General features: G+C 66.6%; 12 protein-coding genes. 10 read left to right on the forward strand and 2 right to left on the reverse strand.

Features of this window, described 5'->3' with window-relative positions:
- The first annotated feature begins 42 nt into the window (after nt 1-42).
- The 8 genes from aspS (at nt 43) to BLS50_RS10990 (ending at nt 11050) form a co-directional block, all read left to right on the forward strand.
- On the forward strand, nt 43-1845 hold the full coding sequence (gene aspS, locus BLS50_RS10955; RefSeq protein ID WP_006477843.1) for an aspartate--tRNA ligase: 1803 nt from the start codon (nt 43-45) through the stop codon (nt 1843-1845).
- A gap of 158 nt (nt 1846-2003) precedes the next feature.
- A complete protein-coding gene (nudB, locus tag BLS50_RS10960) occupies nt 2004-2498 on the forward strand; it encodes a dihydroneopterin triphosphate diphosphatase (protein ID WP_053525207.1) in 495 nt (164 codons plus the stop codon).
- A complete protein-coding gene (gene clsB, locus BLS50_RS10965) occupies nt 2495-3769 on the forward strand; it encodes a cardiolipin synthase ClsB (protein WP_012329207.1) in 1275 nt (424 codons plus the stop codon). The genes nudB and clsB overlap by 4 nt, the downstream gene beginning before the upstream one ends.
- A 200-nt stretch (nt 3770-3969) precedes the next feature.
- A complete protein-coding gene (locus BLS50_RS10970; RefSeq protein WP_006477846.1) occupies nt 3970-4569 on the forward strand; it encodes a TetR/AcrR family transcriptional regulator in 600 nt (199 codons plus the stop codon).
- 58 nt (nt 4570-4627) lie between these two features.
- On the forward strand, nt 4628-6415 hold the full coding sequence (locus tag BLS50_RS10975; protein WP_006485746.1) for an acyl-CoA dehydrogenase C-terminal domain-containing protein: 1788 nt from the start codon (nt 4628-4630) through the stop codon (nt 6413-6415).
- Between the two features lie 118 nt (nt 6416-6533).
- Entirely contained in the window at nt 6534-8969 is a 2436-nt protein-coding gene (locus tag BLS50_RS10980) for a 3-hydroxyacyl-CoA dehydrogenase/enoyl-CoA hydratase family protein (RefSeq protein ID WP_027809381.1), read from the forward strand.
- 22 nt (nt 8970-8991) lie between these two features.
- Nucleotides 8992-10191: an acetyl-CoA C-acyltransferase gene (locus tag BLS50_RS10985; protein WP_006477849.1), complete on the forward strand. Its 1200-nt coding sequence runs from the start codon at nt 8992-8994 to the stop codon at nt 10189-10191.
- 91 nt (nt 10192-10282) lie between these two features.
- The gene (locus tag BLS50_RS10990; protein ID WP_011694394.1) at nt 10283-11050 is read left to right on the forward strand and encodes an enoyl-CoA hydratase; all 768 of its coding nucleotides are present in this window, start codon (nt 10283-10285) and stop codon (nt 11048-11050) included.
- 51 nt (nt 11051-11101) lie between these two features.
- On the opposite strand, the gene fdhD is transcribed toward BLS50_RS10990, so the two are convergent.
- Nucleotides 11102-11956 (reverse strand): formate dehydrogenase accessory sulfurtransferase FdhD, encoded by an 855-nt coding sequence (gene fdhD, locus BLS50_RS10995; RefSeq protein WP_124632659.1) that lies wholly within the window; start codon nt 11954-11956, stop codon nt 11102-11104.
- Nucleotides 11957-12070: 114 nt separating this feature from the next.
- Here fdhD and BLS50_RS11000 point away from each other — a divergent pair, with 114 nt between their 5' ends.
- Complete coding sequence (locus BLS50_RS11000) at nt 12071-12553, forward strand: nitrate reductase associated protein (RefSeq protein ID WP_012329205.1); 483 nt, start codon at nt 12071-12073, stop codon at nt 12551-12553.
- Nucleotides 12554-12607: 54 nt separating this feature from the next.
- Here the strand turns inward: BLS50_RS11000 and BLS50_RS11005 are convergent, their stop codons facing one another.
- Nucleotides 12608-13003 (reverse strand): acyl-CoA thioesterase, encoded by a 396-nt coding sequence (locus BLS50_RS11005; protein WP_027809384.1) that lies wholly within the window; start codon nt 13001-13003, stop codon nt 12608-12610.
- A 175-nt stretch (nt 13004-13178) separates the two neighbouring features.
- Between BLS50_RS11005 and BLS50_RS11010 the strand changes: the two genes are divergently transcribed.
- A complete protein-coding gene (locus tag BLS50_RS11010; RefSeq protein WP_074802210.1) occupies nt 13179-15050 on the forward strand; it encodes an ABCB family ABC transporter ATP-binding protein/permease in 1872 nt (623 codons plus the stop codon).
- The last annotated feature ends 95 nt before the right edge of the window (nt 15051-15145 follow it).

Genomic DNA, 15145 nt, shown 5'->3' on the forward strand with positions numbered 1-15145 from the left:
CGTTGCGGCGCCCGTTGATCAAACCGAACGAAAGCAAACATCATGTCGATGCGTACTGAATACTGCGGTCTCGTGACCGAACACCTGCTGGGCCAAACCGTGTCGCTGTGCGGCTGGGTGCAGCGCCGCCGCGATCACGGCGGTGTGATCTTCATCGACCTGCGCGATCGTGAAGGCCTCGTGCAAGTGGTGTGCGACCCGGATCGCGCCGAGATGTTCGCGACTGCCGAAGGCGTGCGCAACGAGTTCTGCGTGCAGATCAAGGGCCTCGTGCGCAACCGTCCGGAAGGCACGGTCAACGCCGGCCTGAAGAGCGGCAAGATCGAAGTGCTGTGCCACGAACTGAACGTGCTGAACGCGTCGGTCACGCCGCCGTTCCAGCTCGACGACGACAACCTGTCGGAAACGACGCGTCTCACGCACCGCGTGCTCGACCTGCGTCGCCCGCAGATGCAGCACAACCTGCGCCTGCGCTACCGCGTCGCGATCGAGGCGCGCAAGTACCTCGACGAGCAGGGCTTCATCGACATCGAAACGCCGATGCTGACGAAGAGCACGCCGGAAGGCGCGCGCGACTACCTCGTGCCGTCGCGCGTGAACGCGGGCCAGTTCTTCGCGCTGCCGCAGTCGCCGCAGCTGTTCAAGCAGCTGCTGATGGTCGCGAACTTCGACCGTTACTACCAGATCACCAAGTGCTTCCGCGACGAGGATCTCCGCGCCGACCGTCAGCCGGAATTCACGCAGATCGACTGCGAGACGTCGTTCCTCGGCGAGCAGGAAATCCGTGACCTGTTCGAGGACATGATCCGCCACATCTTCAAGACGACGATCGACGTCGAGCTCGACGCGAAATTCCCGGTGATGCCGTACTCGGAAGCGATGGCGCGTTTCGGTTCGGACAAGCCGGACCTGCGCGTGCAGCTCGAATTCACCGAGCTGACCGACGCGATGAAGGACGTCGACTTCAAGGTGTTCAGCACGCCGGCCAATGCGAAGGACGGCCGCGTCGCGGCGCTGCGCGTGCCGAAGGGCGGCGAGCTGTCGCGCGGCGACATCGACGGCTACACGGAATTCGTGCGCATCTACGGCGCGAAGGGCCTCGCGTGGATCAAGGTCAACGAGAAGGCGAAGGGCCGCGACGGCCTGCAAAGCCCGATCGTCAAGAACCTGCACGACGCGTCGATCGCGGCGATCCTCGAGCGCACCGGCGCCGAAGACGGCGACATCATCTTCTTCGCGGCCGACCGCGCGAAGGTCGTCAACGACAGCCTTGGCGCGCTGCGCCTGAAGATCGGCCATTCGGAATTCGGCAAGGCGAACGGTCTGGTCCAGGCCGGCTGGAAGCCGCTGTGGGTCGTCGACTTCCCGATGTTCGAATACGACGACGAAGATGCGCGCTACGTTGCCGCGCACCACCCGTTCACGAGCCCGAAGGACGAGCACCTCGAGTATCTCGAGACCGACCCGGGCCGTTGCCTCGCGAAGGCCTACGACATGGTGCTGAACGGCTGGGAAATCGGCGGCGGCTCGGTGCGTATCCACCGCGAGGAAGTGCAGAGCAAGGTGTTCCGCGCGCTGAAGATCGGTGCGGAAGAAGCGCAACTGAAGTTCGGCTTCCTGCTGGACGCGCTGCAGTACGGCGCGCCGCCGCACGGCGGTATCGCATTCGGTCTCGACCGCATCGTCACGATGATGGCCGGCGCCGATTCGATCCGCGACGTGATTGCGTTCCCGAAGACGCAGCGTGCGCAGGATCTGCTCACGCAGGCGCCGAGCCCGGTCGACGAGCGTCAATTGCGCGAGCTGCACATCCGTCTGCGTCAGCCGGAGCAGCCGAAGGCGTAACGCGCTTTCGCCCCCGGTCGTGTGTGCGGTCACGCACGCACGGCACCCTGAAAAAGGCGCAGTGATGCGCCTTTTTCATTTTTTGCGGTACAGTCGCAGCACTTGCCGCACGTTCGGGCGCAGGCCCGGCGCACGGCCCTGTGCCGCATGAAACAAAGATGACGAAGCCGCCGAAAATCCCCGAATCCGTTCTCGTCGTGATCTACACGCCCGACCTCGATGTGCTCGTGATCAAGCGTGCCGACCAGCCCGATTTCTGGCAATCGGTCACCGGCTCGAAGGACACGCTCGACGAGCCGCTCGCGCTCACCGCCGCGCGCGAAGTGGCCGAGGAAACCGGCATCGCGGTCGGCACGCCGGACGTGCCGGCCAGCGCGCTCGTCGACTGGCATCACCGGATCGAGTACACGATCTATCCGCAATACCTGCATCGCTATGCGCCGGGCGTCACCCGCAACGTCGAGCACTGGTTCGGCCTGTGCGTGCCGCATCGCGTCGACGTGACGCTGTCGCCGCGCGAGCATGTCGACCATGCGTGGCTGCCGTTCCGCGAGGCGGCCGCACGCTGCTTCTCGCCGTCGAACGCCGAGGCGATCCTGCAATTGCCCGCACGCATGGCCCTCGCGCGTGCGCCGCACGGCTCGTCCGCATGAATGCGGAGACCCGCAAGCGCTTCGCGCAATTGCGGCAGATGTTCCTGCAGGAGCGCGGCTCCGCGTCGCGGCTCGCGTTTACGGCCGGCAACACGGTGCGGCTGTGCGAAACCGGCGGCGAATTCTTCCACGCGCTGATCGAGCGGATCGACGCCGCCCGCGAGCAGGTGATGCTCGAAACCTACATCTTCTGCGACGACGAGGCCGGCCGCCCGGTGTCCGACGCGCTGATCCGCGCGGCGCAGCGCGGCGTGCGCGTGCGGGTGATCACCGACGGCATCGGCACCGCGCGCCTGCCGCTGTTCGACACATGGGCCGAAGCCGGCGTCGAGCACTGCATCTACAACCGCTTCCTGTTCGGCCGTTTCGGCTTCTCGCGCACGCACCGCAAGCTCGCGGTGATCGACCAGACGGCCGCATTCTGCGGCGGCATCAACATCGTCGACGACTACACGCAGGGCAGCGCGACGCTGCCGTTTCCGCGCTGGGATTTCGCGGTCGAGATGGCCGGGCCCGCGGTGTCCGACGTGCGCGCCGCGTTCGAGCTGCAGTGGCACCGGATCCAGTTCGGCCACAAGCCGTATGCGCAGTACGCGGCCGGGCTGCACGGCGGCGAAGCGTTCCCCGACATGTTCCGGCGCTGGATGCGCAGCCACCGGTGGATCAAGGCCGGCGCGCTGCGGGTCGTGACCGAGCCGAGCGTCGCGTTCGTCGCGCGCGACAACGTCGTGAACCGCCGCGCGATCGAGAAGGCGTATCTCGCGGCGATCGGCCAGGCGCGCCAGCGCATCCTGCTCGCGAATCCGTACTTCATGCCGGGCCGCAAGCTGCGCCGCGCGCTGACGGGCGCGGCACGGCGCGGCGTCGACGTGCAGGTGCTGATCGGCCGCAAGGAGTTCACGGCGCTCGATACGGCCGTGCCGTTCCTGTATCACTCGCTGTTGCGCGCGGGCGTGCGCGTGGCCGAATACGACAAGACGATCCTGCACGGCAAGGTCGCCGTGATCGACGACAACTGGGCGACGGTCGGCTCGTCGAATCTGGACGCACTGAGCCTGATGCTGAACAATGAAGCGAACGTCGTGCTGGTGCGCTACGATGCAGTGACGAACCAGTTGCGCGACGCGATCGCCACCGCGTTCGCCGAAGGGCGGGAGATCGACGCCGCGCACTATGCCGCCCGCCCGCGCATCGAACGGCTGCTGAACTGGCTCGCGTACACCACGTACCGTGTCGTGATGAAGGCGCTGACGGTCGGCGGTTACGACTGACGCCGACTAAGTATTCGCTTCAAAAAATCTGTCCGCACGTTCGTGCGGAAAAGCCGCTCCGGTCCCGCCGGAATCGCGCAAAATAGCGGCTCGGTTAGACACCGGTTTCTAATAATTTCCTTGTTTCGCGAGCGGCCGCACTCAATAATAGTACGGCCGTTCGATTTTATTCGAACCCCCGAACGGTTACAGAAATAGCTATGCGAAAAGGCGAACAGACGCGTGCCGCGATACTTGAAGCTGCTTTGGACCTTGCCAGCCGTGACGGGCTGGAGGGGCTGACGATCGGCCTGCTGGCCGAGCGCATGCAGATGAGCAAGAGCGGCGTGTTCGCGCACTTCGGATCGCGCGAGGACCTGCAGGTCGAGGTCGTCCGCGAGTACCACCATCGTTTCGAGAACGAGGTGTTCTTTCCGAGCCTGCGCGAGTCGCGCGGTCTGCCGCGTCTTCGGGCGATGCTGGCGCGCTGGATCGAGAAGCGCATCCAGGAGGTGACGACCGGGTGCATCTACATCAGCGGCGCAGTGGAGTACGACGACCGGCCGGACAGCCCCGTGCGCGAGCAGTTGATCGCGAGCGTGACCGCCTGGCGTGCCGCGTTGCTGCGCGCCATTTCGCAGGCGATGGAAGAGGGGCATCTGCGTGCGGATACGGATCCGGAACTGATGCTCTTCGAGTTGTACAGCTTCACGCTCGGCCTGCATCACGACGCACGCTTCCTGCATTCGCCGGACGCCGTGCGCCTCACGTGGGCCGCGCTGGAAAAGACGATTGTTTCGTATCAGAGCGAGAGCCGTTAGCGGCGCGTGATCCGCCCGCCAGGAGCTCGAGCCGTTTTGCCCACCTTTGGAGAGAGTCATGGGACAGTACGCCGCGCCGCTGCGCGACATGCAATTCGTGTTGCACGAGCTTCTGAACGTCGAAGCCGAAGTCAAGCAAATGCCCAAGCATGCGGACCTCGACGCCGACACGATCAACCAGGTCCTCGAGGAAGCGGGCAAGTTCTGCTCCGAGGTACTGTTCCCGCTGAACCAGGTCGGTGACCGCGAAGGCTGCACGTATGAAGGCGACGGCGTCGTGAAGACCCCGACCGGCTTCAAGGAAGCCTATCAGCAGTACGTCGAGGCCGGCTGGCCGGCGCTCGGCTGCGATCCGGACTACGGCGGCCAGGGCCTGCCCGCGTTCGTGAACAACGCACTCTACGAAATGCTGAACTCGGCGAACCAGGCGTGGACGATGTATCCGGGCCTGTCGCACGGCGCGTACGAATGCCTGCACGCGCACGGCGCGCCGGAACTGCAGCAGCAATACCTGCCGAAGCTGGTGTCGGGCGAATGGACGGGCACGATGTGCCTGACCGAGCCGCACTGCGGCACCGACCTCGGCATCCTGCGCACCAAGGCCGAACCGAACGGCGACGGCTCGTACTCGATCAGCGGCACGAAGATCTTCATCTCGAGCGGCGAGCACGACATGTCGAAGAACATCATCCACCTCGTGCTCGCGCGCCTGCCGGACGCGCCGCAAGGCACGAAGGGGATCTCGCTGTTCATCGTGCCGAAGTTCATTCCGGACGCCGCGGGCGAGCCGGGCGAGCGCAACGGCATCAAGTGCGGCTCGATCGAGCACAAGATGGGCATCCACGGCAACTCGACGTGCGTGATGAACCTCGACGGCGCGAAGGGCTGGATGGTCGGCGAGCCGAACAAGGGCTTGAACGCGATGTTCGTGATGATGAATGCCGCGCGCCTCGGCGTCGGCATGCAAGGCCTCGGCCTCACGGAAGTCGCGTACCAGAACTCGCTGACGTACGCGAAGGAACGCCTGCAGATGCGTTCGCTGACGGGCCCGAAGGCACCGGACAAGCCGGCCGACCCGATCATCGTGCACCCGGACGTGCGTCGCATGCTGCTCACGCAGAAGGCCTACGCGGAAGGCGCGCGCGCATTCACGTACTGGTCCGCGCTGCAGATCGACAAGGAGCTGTCGCACGCCGACGAAGCGGTGCGCAAGGAAGCGGCCGACCTCGTCGCGCTGCTCACGCCGATCATCAAGGCGTTCCTGACCGACAACGCGTTCGAGTCGACCAACCACGCGATGCAGATCTACGGCGGCCACGGCTTCATCTCCGAGTGGGGCATGGAGCAGTACGTGCGCGACGCGCGGATCAACATGATTTACGAAGGCACGAACTCGATCCAGTCGCTCGACCTGCTGGGCCGCAAGGTGCTCGGCGACATGGGCGCGAAGCTGAAGAAGTTCGGCAAGCTCGTGACCGAATTCGCGGAAGCCGAAGGCGTGAAGCCGGAGATGGCCGAGTTCATCAACCCGCTCGCCGACATCGGTGAAAAGGTGCAGAAGCTGACGATGGAAATCGGCATGAAGGCGATGCAGAACCCGGACGAAGTCGGCGCGGCCGCCGTGCCGTACCTGCGTACCGTCGGCCACCTGGTGTTCTCGTACTTCTGGGCGCGCATGGCGCGCCTCGCCCTCGACAAGGAAGCGTCGGGCGATCCGTTCTACAAGTCGAAGCTCGCCACCGCCCGCTTCTACTTCGCGCGTCTGCTGCCCGAAACGGCATCGACGATCCGCGCCGCGCGCGCCGGTTCGAAGACGCTGATGGAAGTCGACGAATCGCTGTTCTGACGCGAGTCCGGGCGGTGCGCGCCGCGTGCCGCGCCGCCCGAACGCAACGGTTCCTGGTACTCACTTCGCCGTGCAGCCCTCACATCCCGTGCTGCACGACACTATCCGGAGACATCCCGTGAGCAATTTCCTGATTCGCAAGGTCGCCGTGCTGGGCGCCGGCGTGATGGGCGCGCAGATCGCCGCGCACCTCGTCAACGCGCGCGTGCCGGTGCTGCTGTTCGACCTGCCGGCCAAGGAAGGCCCGAAAAACGCGATCGCGCTGAAGGCGATCGAGAACCTGAAGAAGCTGTCGCCCGCGCCGTTCGGCGTGAAGGACGATGCGAAGTACCTCGAGGCGGCGAACTACGAAGACGACATCGCGAAGCTCGCCGAATGCGACGTCGTGATCGAAGCGATCGCCGAGCGGATGGACTGGAAGCACGACCTGTACAAGAAGGTCGCGCCGCACATCGCGCCGAACGCGATCTTCGCGACCAACACGTCGGGCCTGTCGATCACGAAGCTGTCCGAAGGTTTCTCGGACGAGCTGAAGGCGCGCTTCTGCGGCGTGCACTTCTTCAACCCGCCGCGCTACATGCACCTCGTCGAGCTGATCCCGACCGCGCACACGCGTCCGGAGATCCTCGACCAGCTCGAAACCTTCCTGACGAGCGTCGTCGGCAAGGGCGTCGTGCGCGCGAAGGACACGCCGAACTTCATCGCGAACCGCGTCGGCATCTTCTCGATCCTCGCGGTGATCACCGAGGCCGCGAAGTTCGGCCTGCGCTTCGACGAAGTCGACGACCTGACCGGCAGCCGCCTCGGCCGCGCGAAGTCGGCGACGTTCCGCACCGCGGACGTGGTCGGCCTCGACACGATGGCGCACGTGATCAAGACGATGCAGGACAACCTCGCCGACGATCCGTTCTTCCCGGTCTACCAGACGCCCGCCGTGCTCGCCGAACTGGTGAAGCAGGGCGCGCTCGGCCAGAAGACGGGCGGCGGGTTCTACAAGAAGGAAGGCAAGGCGATCAAGGTGCTCGACGCGAAGACGGGCAGCTACGTCGATTCGGGTGCGAAGGCGGACGAAACGGTCGGCCGCATCCTGAAGCGCCCGCCGGCGGAACGCCTGAAGCTGCTGCGCGAGACGGATCATCCGCATGCGCAGTTCCTGTGGTCGATCTTCCGCGACGTGTTCCACTACATCGGCGTGCATCTCGAGTCGATCGCCGACAACGCACGCGACGTCGACCTCGCGATCCGCTGGGGCTTCGGCTGGAACGAAGGCCCGTTCGAAGGCTGGCAGGCCGCCGGCTGGAAGCAGGTCGCCGAGTGGGTGCAGGAAGACATCGCGGCCGGCAAGGCGCTCGCGAACGTGCCGCTGCCGTCGTGGGTGCTCGAAGGCCCGGTCGCCGAGAAGGGCGGCGTGCACACGGCCGAAGGCTCGTGGGCGCCGGCATCGAAGCGCTTCGTGCCGCGTTCGGACCTGGCCGTGTACCGCAAGCAGGTGTTCCGCGCGCCGCTGCTGGGTGAAGCCGGCGCCGATCCGAAGACGTACGGCAAGACGCTGTTCGAGACCGACGCGGTGCGCGCGTGGGTCGACGACCGTGCCGGCGAAGACGACGTCGTGATCGTGTCGTTCAAGTCGAAGATGAACACGATCGGACCGAGCGTGATCGACGGCCTCGTGCAGGCGATCGAACTCGCGGAGAAGGACTACAAGGGCGTGGTGATCTGGCAGCCGACGTCGCTGAAGCTCGGCACGCCGGGCGGCCCGTTCTCGGCCGGCGCGAACCTCGAGGAGGCGATGCCCGCGTTCATGATGGGCGGCGCGAAGGGCATCGAGCCGTTCGTGAAGAAGTTCCAGGAAGGCATGCTGCGCGTGAAGTACGCGAACGTGCCGGTCGTGGCAGCCGTGTCGGGCATCGCGCTCGGCGGCGGGTGCGAGCTGATGCTGCACAGCGCGAAGCGCGTCGTGCACGTCGAGAGCTACATCGGCCTCGTCGAAGTGGGCGTCGGTCTCGTGCCGGCGGGCGGTGGCCTGAAGGAAGCGGCGCTGCGCGCGGCGGACGCCGCGACGGCCGCGAACGCGACCACCGACATCCTGAAGTTCGTCACGAAGTCGTTCGAGAACGCGGCGATGGCGAAGGTGTCGGCGTCCGCGCACGACGCACGGGCGATGGGCTACGTGAAGCCGTCCGACACGATCGTCTTCAACGTGTTCGAACTGCTCGACACCGCGAAGAAGGAAGCGCGTGCGCTGGCCGACACCGGCTATCGCGCACCGCTGCGCGCGAAGGACGTGCCGGTCGCTGGCCGCTCGGCGATCGCGACGATCAAGGCATCGCTCGTCAACATGCGTGACGGCCGCTTCATCAGCGACCACGACTACCTGATCGCGAGCCGCATCGCCGAAGCCGTGTGCGGCGGCGACGTCGAAGCCGGCAGCCTCGTCGACGAGGAATGGCTGCTCGCGCTGGAGCGCCGCGCGTTCGTCGAGCTGCTCGGCACGCAGAAGACGCAGGAACGGATCATGGGCATGTTGCAGACCGGCAAGCCGGTGCGTAACTGAGCGAGCAGACAAGGAGTCTGAAATGAGCAAACAACTGCAAGACGCATACATCGTCGCCGCCAGCCGCACGCCGATCGGCAAGGCCCCGCGCGGTGTCTTCAAGAACACGCGCCCCGACGAGCTGCTGGTTCACGCGATCAAGTCGGCCGTCGCGCAGGTGCCCGGTCTCGACACGAAGGTGATCGAGGACGCGATCATCGGCTGCGCGATTCCGGAAGCCGAGCAGGGCCTGAACGTCGCGCGCATGGGCGCGCTGCTCGCCGGGCTGCCGCAGACGGTCGGCGGCGTGACGGTCAACCGCTTCTGCGCGTCGGGCATCACCGCGCTGGCGATGGCGGCCGACCGCATCCGCGTCGGCGAATCGGACGCGATCTTCGCGGGCGGCTGCGAATCGATGAGCATGGTGCCGATGATGGGCAACAAGCCGTCGATGTCGCCGCACATCTTCGATCGCAGCGAAGACTTCGGCATCGCGTACGGGATGGGCCTGACGGCCGAGCGCGTCGCCGAACAGTGGAAGGTGAGCCGCGACGACCAGGACGCGTTCTCGGTCGAATCGCACCGCAAGGCGCTCGCCGCGCAGCAGGCCGGCGAGTTCGGCGACGAAATCGCTGCGTACACGATCACCGAGCGGTTCCCGAACCTCGCGACCGGTGAAGTCGACGTGAAGACGCGCGAGATCAAGCTCGACGAAGGTCCGCGCGCGGATACGTCGCTCGAAGGCCTCGCGAAGCTGCGCACGGTGTTCGCGAACAAGGGCTCGGTCACGGCCGGCAACAGCTCGCAGACGTCGGACGGCGCGGGTGCGCTGCTCGTCGTGTCGGAGAAGGTGCTCAAGGAATTCAACCTGACGCCGCTCGCGCGCTTCGTGAGCTTCGCGGTGCGCGGCGTGCCGCCGGAAATCATGGGGATCGGTCCGAAGGAAGCGATTCCGGCCGCGCTGAAGGCCGCGGGCCTGAAGCAGGACGATCTCGACTGGATCGAGCTGAACGAAGCGTTCGCCGCGCAATCGCTGGCGGTGATGCGCGATCTCGGCCTCGATCCGTCGAAGGTCAACCCGATGGGCGGCGCGATCGCACTGGGCCACCCGCTCGGCGCGACCGGCGCGATCCGCGCGGCGACCGTCGTGCACGGCCTGCGCCGCCGCAACCTGAAGTACGGGATGGTCACGATGTGCGTCGGCACCGGCATGGGTGCGGCGGGCATCATCGAACGCCTGTAAGCGGGACACGACGAGAAGCGACGACGGTGCGCGGGCCACGAGCTCGCGCACCGTTTTTTCATTCCGGTAGAGACAGTCAAAGGAGACGGTTGTGGCCGACATTCAAGTGGAACGCGCCGACGGCGTGATGACGATCACGATCGCGCGCCCGGCGAAGAAGAATGCGCTGACGGCGGCGATGTACCAGACGATGGCCGATGCGCTCGCCGACGCGCAGGAAGACAAGGCGACGCGCGTGATCCTGCTGCGCGGCAGCGACGGCAATTTCAGCGCGGGCAACGATCTCGAGGATTTCCTGAAGGCGCCGCCGCAGGACGATACCGCGTCGGTGTTCCAGTTCCTGGCGCGGATCAGCAGCGCGAGCAAGCCGGTCGTGGCCGCGGTGCCGGGCATCGCGGTCGGCGTCGGCGTGACGATGCTGCTGCACTGCGATCTGGTCTACGCGGCCGACACCGCGACGTTCTCGCTGCCGTTCGCGCAGCTCGGGCTGTGCCCGGAAGCCGCGTCGAGCGCACTGCTGCCGCGCCTGGCAGGCCATCAGGTCGCCGCCGAGAAGCTGCTGCTGGGCGAGGCGTTCGACGCGCTGGAAGCGCACCGGATCGGCATCGTCAACCGCGTGCTGCCGGCAGCCGAACTCGACGCGTTCGCGGCGAAGCAGGCAGCGAAGCTGGCGGCGTTGCCGGCGGCATCGCTGCGGGTGACGAAGGCGCTGCTCAAGGATACGGGCGGCGTGGCGACGCCCGCGCGGATGGCCGAGGAAGCGCGTCATTTCGCGACGATGCTGCGCGCGCCGGAAGCGCGCGAGGCGATGACCGCGTTCTTCGAGAAGCGCAAGCCGGATTTCCGTCAGTTCGACTGACGGACTGGGGCGCGCCGGCGGGAGACCGTCGCCGCGCGCGCACGGTCTGGATCAGGCCGTGCCGTAATCGACGTGGCCGGTTTCGCGGCAGAAGCTGACGAGCCGCAAGCCGGCCGCCTTCGCGATCTCGATCGCGAGCGATGACGGCGCGGAGATGGTCGCGACCAGCGGGATGCCGACCCGCGCGGCCTTGCGCACGAGCTCGTAGCTCGCGCGGCTCGACAGGAACACGAAGCCGTCGGTGGTATCGGCGCGCGACAGCACGAGCGAGCCGATCAGCTTGTCGAGCGCGTTGTGGCGGCCGACATCCTCGAATGCCGCGCGGATCGCGCCTGTTGCGTCGCACCACGCGGCCGCGTGCAGGCCGCCGGTCAGTTTCGTGAGCGCCTGATGCGCCGGCAGCGCATGCGCGGCGCGCGCCAGCGCGTCGGGCGCGAGGCGCGCGAGAAAGCCGGTATCGGGCACGCGTTCGGGTGCGAGGTCGAGCAGGTCGATGCTCTCGATGCCGCAGACGCCGCAGCCCGTGCGCCCCGCGAGTGCGCGGCGCCGGTCCTTCAGCGCGGCGAACGCCTGCTGGACCACTTCCAGATGGACTTCCGCATGCGGCAGCGGCGCGTCGGCGTGCAGGATCACCTCGATGTCCTTGATGTCGCTGCCGCGCGCGACGATGCCTTCCGAGATCGCGAAGCCGACCGCGAACGCTTCGAGGTCGCATGGCGTACACATCATCACCGCGTGCGAGATGCCGTTGAAGACGAGTGCGACCGGCCATTCCTGGCCGACGAAGTCGTGCGCGGTTTCGACCGCGCCGCCGCGCGTGCGGCTCACGGGCAGCTCGATCGCGCCGCGCGGTTCGTCGCGCAACGCGTCGCGCAGTTCGTCTGATTGGGTCGGATTCACGAGCACTCCCGTTGATTCGAAGCGCGGCCGGCGACGATCGTGCCGCCGCCCGCGCGCAGAGGTTCTAAAATACCCCAGGCAAGCCGGCCGCGCCGGCATCCGCCACGTCAGGTAACGACCATGGGACTCAGCGACGCTCCGTTGCTCTTCAACTTCGAACACGATTCGTCGGAAAACTTCACGTACATCCCGATGATCGTGCGTTTCAATCTCGACCGCTTCGGGCTGCGGATTTCGCTCGAACAGTGGCAACTGCTGCCGCTCGAGGACCGCAAGCTGCTCGCGCGCTTTCCGGCCGACGACGACACCGCGATCGAGCCCAATTTCGATCACGCGCTGTTCGAAATGCTGCGCACGCACGCCGATCTGGAGCCGTCATGGTTCCAGCCGGACGAGCAACCGGCCTGGCGCGCCGTCGACACGGTGCCGGCGTCGCTCGTGCAGCAAAGCGCGTTGGCCGGGCTGCCGGCGCCCGCGCTCGCGCAGTGGCAGCGGCTTGCGCCATTCCAGCGCTACGTGCTGGTCAAGCTGTCGCGCAAGCCGACGCTGAATCACGATTTCGTGCCCGCGATGCGGGAGTTCGGGCTGGCCGCCACGCACTGACCGGCCGTATGCCGCGCCGCATGCCGCGCTGCGATGCGGCGCGACGCGTGCGCGTCAGAGCGGCGGCAGTTGCCGCGGCTTGCGGTCCGACCCGGTCGCGACGTAGGTGAGCGTCGCTTCGGTGACTTTCACGACTTCGCCCATCAGGCGCATGCGCTGTGCGTACACCTCGACGTCGACGGTGATCGACGTGTTGCCGGTGCGCATGATGGTGGCGTAGAAGCTCAGCAGATCGCCGACGAATACCGGCTGCTTGAACACGAACGAGTTGACCGCGACCGTCGCGACGCGGCCGTTCGCGCGCTGGCTCGCGGGGATCGAGCCGGCGATGTCGACCTGCGACATGATCCAGCCGCCGAACACGTCGCCGTGGACGTTCGCGTCGTGCGGTTGCGGGACGACGCGCAGCGCGGGCTGCTTCTGCGGGAGTTCGAGGGTCGAATCGGTCATGGCGGGGGCTTTCATCCTGTAATAAATGAGCCGCCGCGCGCAGGCTTGGCCGGCGAGGGCGCCGGCAGCGGCGCGAAGCGGCTTCTGCGACAATACAACGTTCGCAAATTGTACGAGAAAGCGCGCGAGCCGGCCGTCGAGACACGGTTGGAGCCCCGCCGCGGAACCCTTCCCCATGCGCCGATTTCCTGCTTCCGGCGAGCCCGCGCCGGCTTCGACCGGGCCTCGCAACGACTGGCAGACCATCCGGTCGCTGCTGCCGTACCTGACCACCTACAAATGGCGCGTCGCGCTCGCGCTCGGCTGCCTGATCGGTGCGAAGGTCGCGAACCTCGGCGTGCCGGTCGTGATGAAGCGCATCGTCGACCATCTGTCCTACGTCCAGCAGCTCACCGCGCTCGGTCGTGCCGAACAGTCGGCCGGCATCGTGCTCGCGGGCGGCGTCGGGCTGCTGGTGGTCGCGTATGCGCTCGTGCGGCTGTCGACGTCGCTCTTTACCGAGCTGCGCGAGATCCTGTTCTCGAAGGTCACCGAGAGCGCGGTGCGCCAGCTCGCGCTGCAGGTGTTCCGGCATCTGCACGGGCTGTCGCTGCGGTTTCATCTCGAACGCCAGACGGGCGGCATGTCGCGCGACATCGAGCGCGGCACGCGCGGCATCCAGCAACTGATTTCGTATTCGCTGTACAGCATCCTGCCGACGCTCGTCGAGGTCGGGCTCGTGCTCGGCTTCTTCGTGGTCAAGTACGAGGCCTACTACGCGTACGTGACGTTCGCCGCGCTGGTCACGTACATCGTGTTCACCGTGAAGGTCACCAACTGGCGCACGCACTTCCGCCGCACGATGAACGAGCTCGATTCGCGCGCGAACTCGCGGGCCATCGATTCGCTGATCAACTACGAGACGGTGAAGTACTTCGGCAACGAGGAGTGGGAGGCGCAGCGCTACGACGAGAACCTGAAGCGCTACCGGAAGGCCGCGATCCGCTCGCAGAACTCGCTGTCGGTGCTGAACTTCGGCCAGCAGGCGATCATCGGCACGGGCCTCGTGTTCATCCTGTGGCGGGCGACGCAGGGCGTGCTCGCGGGCAAGCTGACGCTCGGCGATCTCGTGCTGATCAACACGTTCATGCTGCAGCTGTACATTCCGCTGAACTTTCTCGGCGTCGTCTATCGCGAGCTGAAGCAGAGCCTGACCGACATGGACCGGATGTTCGGGCTGCTGTCCGCGCCGAAGGAAGTGGCCGACCGGCCCGATGCGCGGCCGCTCGCGGTGGCCGGCGCGCAGGTGCGCTTCGAACACGTGAACTTCGCGTACGAGCCGTCGCGGCAGATCCTGCACGACGTGACGTTTACGATCGAGGCCGGCACGACGACCGCGGTGGTCGGCCACAGCGGTTCGGGGAAATCGACGCTGTCGCGGCTGCTGTTCCGCTTCTACGATCTCGACCGCGAGACGGGCGGCGCGATCCGGATCGACGGTCAGGACATCCGCGACGTCGCGCAGGAATCGCTGCGCGCATCGATCGGGATCGTGCCGCAGGACACCGTGCTGTTCAACGACTCGATCTACTACAACATCGCGTACGGCCGGCCGACGGCGACCCGCGACGAGGTGGTCGCGGCCGCGCGCGCCGCGCACATCCATGATTTCATCGAAACTTTGCCGAAGGGCTATGACACGCCGGTGGGCGAGCGCGGGCTGAAGCTGTCGGGGGGCGAGAAGCAACGCGTCGCGATTGCGCGCACGCTGCTGAAGGACCCGCCGGTGCTGCTGTTCGACGAAGCGACGTCGGCGCTCGATTCGCGCTCGGAGCGTGCGATTCAGCACGAACTCGACCAGATCGCGCGGCATCGCACGACGCTCGTGATCGCGCACCGGCTGTCGACGGTCGTGCACGCGCAGCAGATCCTCGTGATGGACCACGGGCGGATCGTCGAACGCGGCACGCACGATGAACTCGTGCGCGCCGACGGGCTGTATGCGCAGATGTGGGCGCTGCAACAGCAGCGCGCGGCAGCGGGTGGGGAAGAGGCCGAGGCCGTGTAACGGCTTGGAGGCGTGCTGCGTGCCGTGGCGCGCGGCGGGAGCGGCAGCGGGCGGTGTGCCGGCTGTCCGACACCCTGCAGCGTGGCGCCGTCACG

It is taken from the genome of Burkholderia orbicola (assembly GCF_900100915.1).
Lineage (GTDB): Bacteria > Pseudomonadota > Gammaproteobacteria > Burkholderiales > Burkholderiaceae > Burkholderia > Burkholderia orbicola.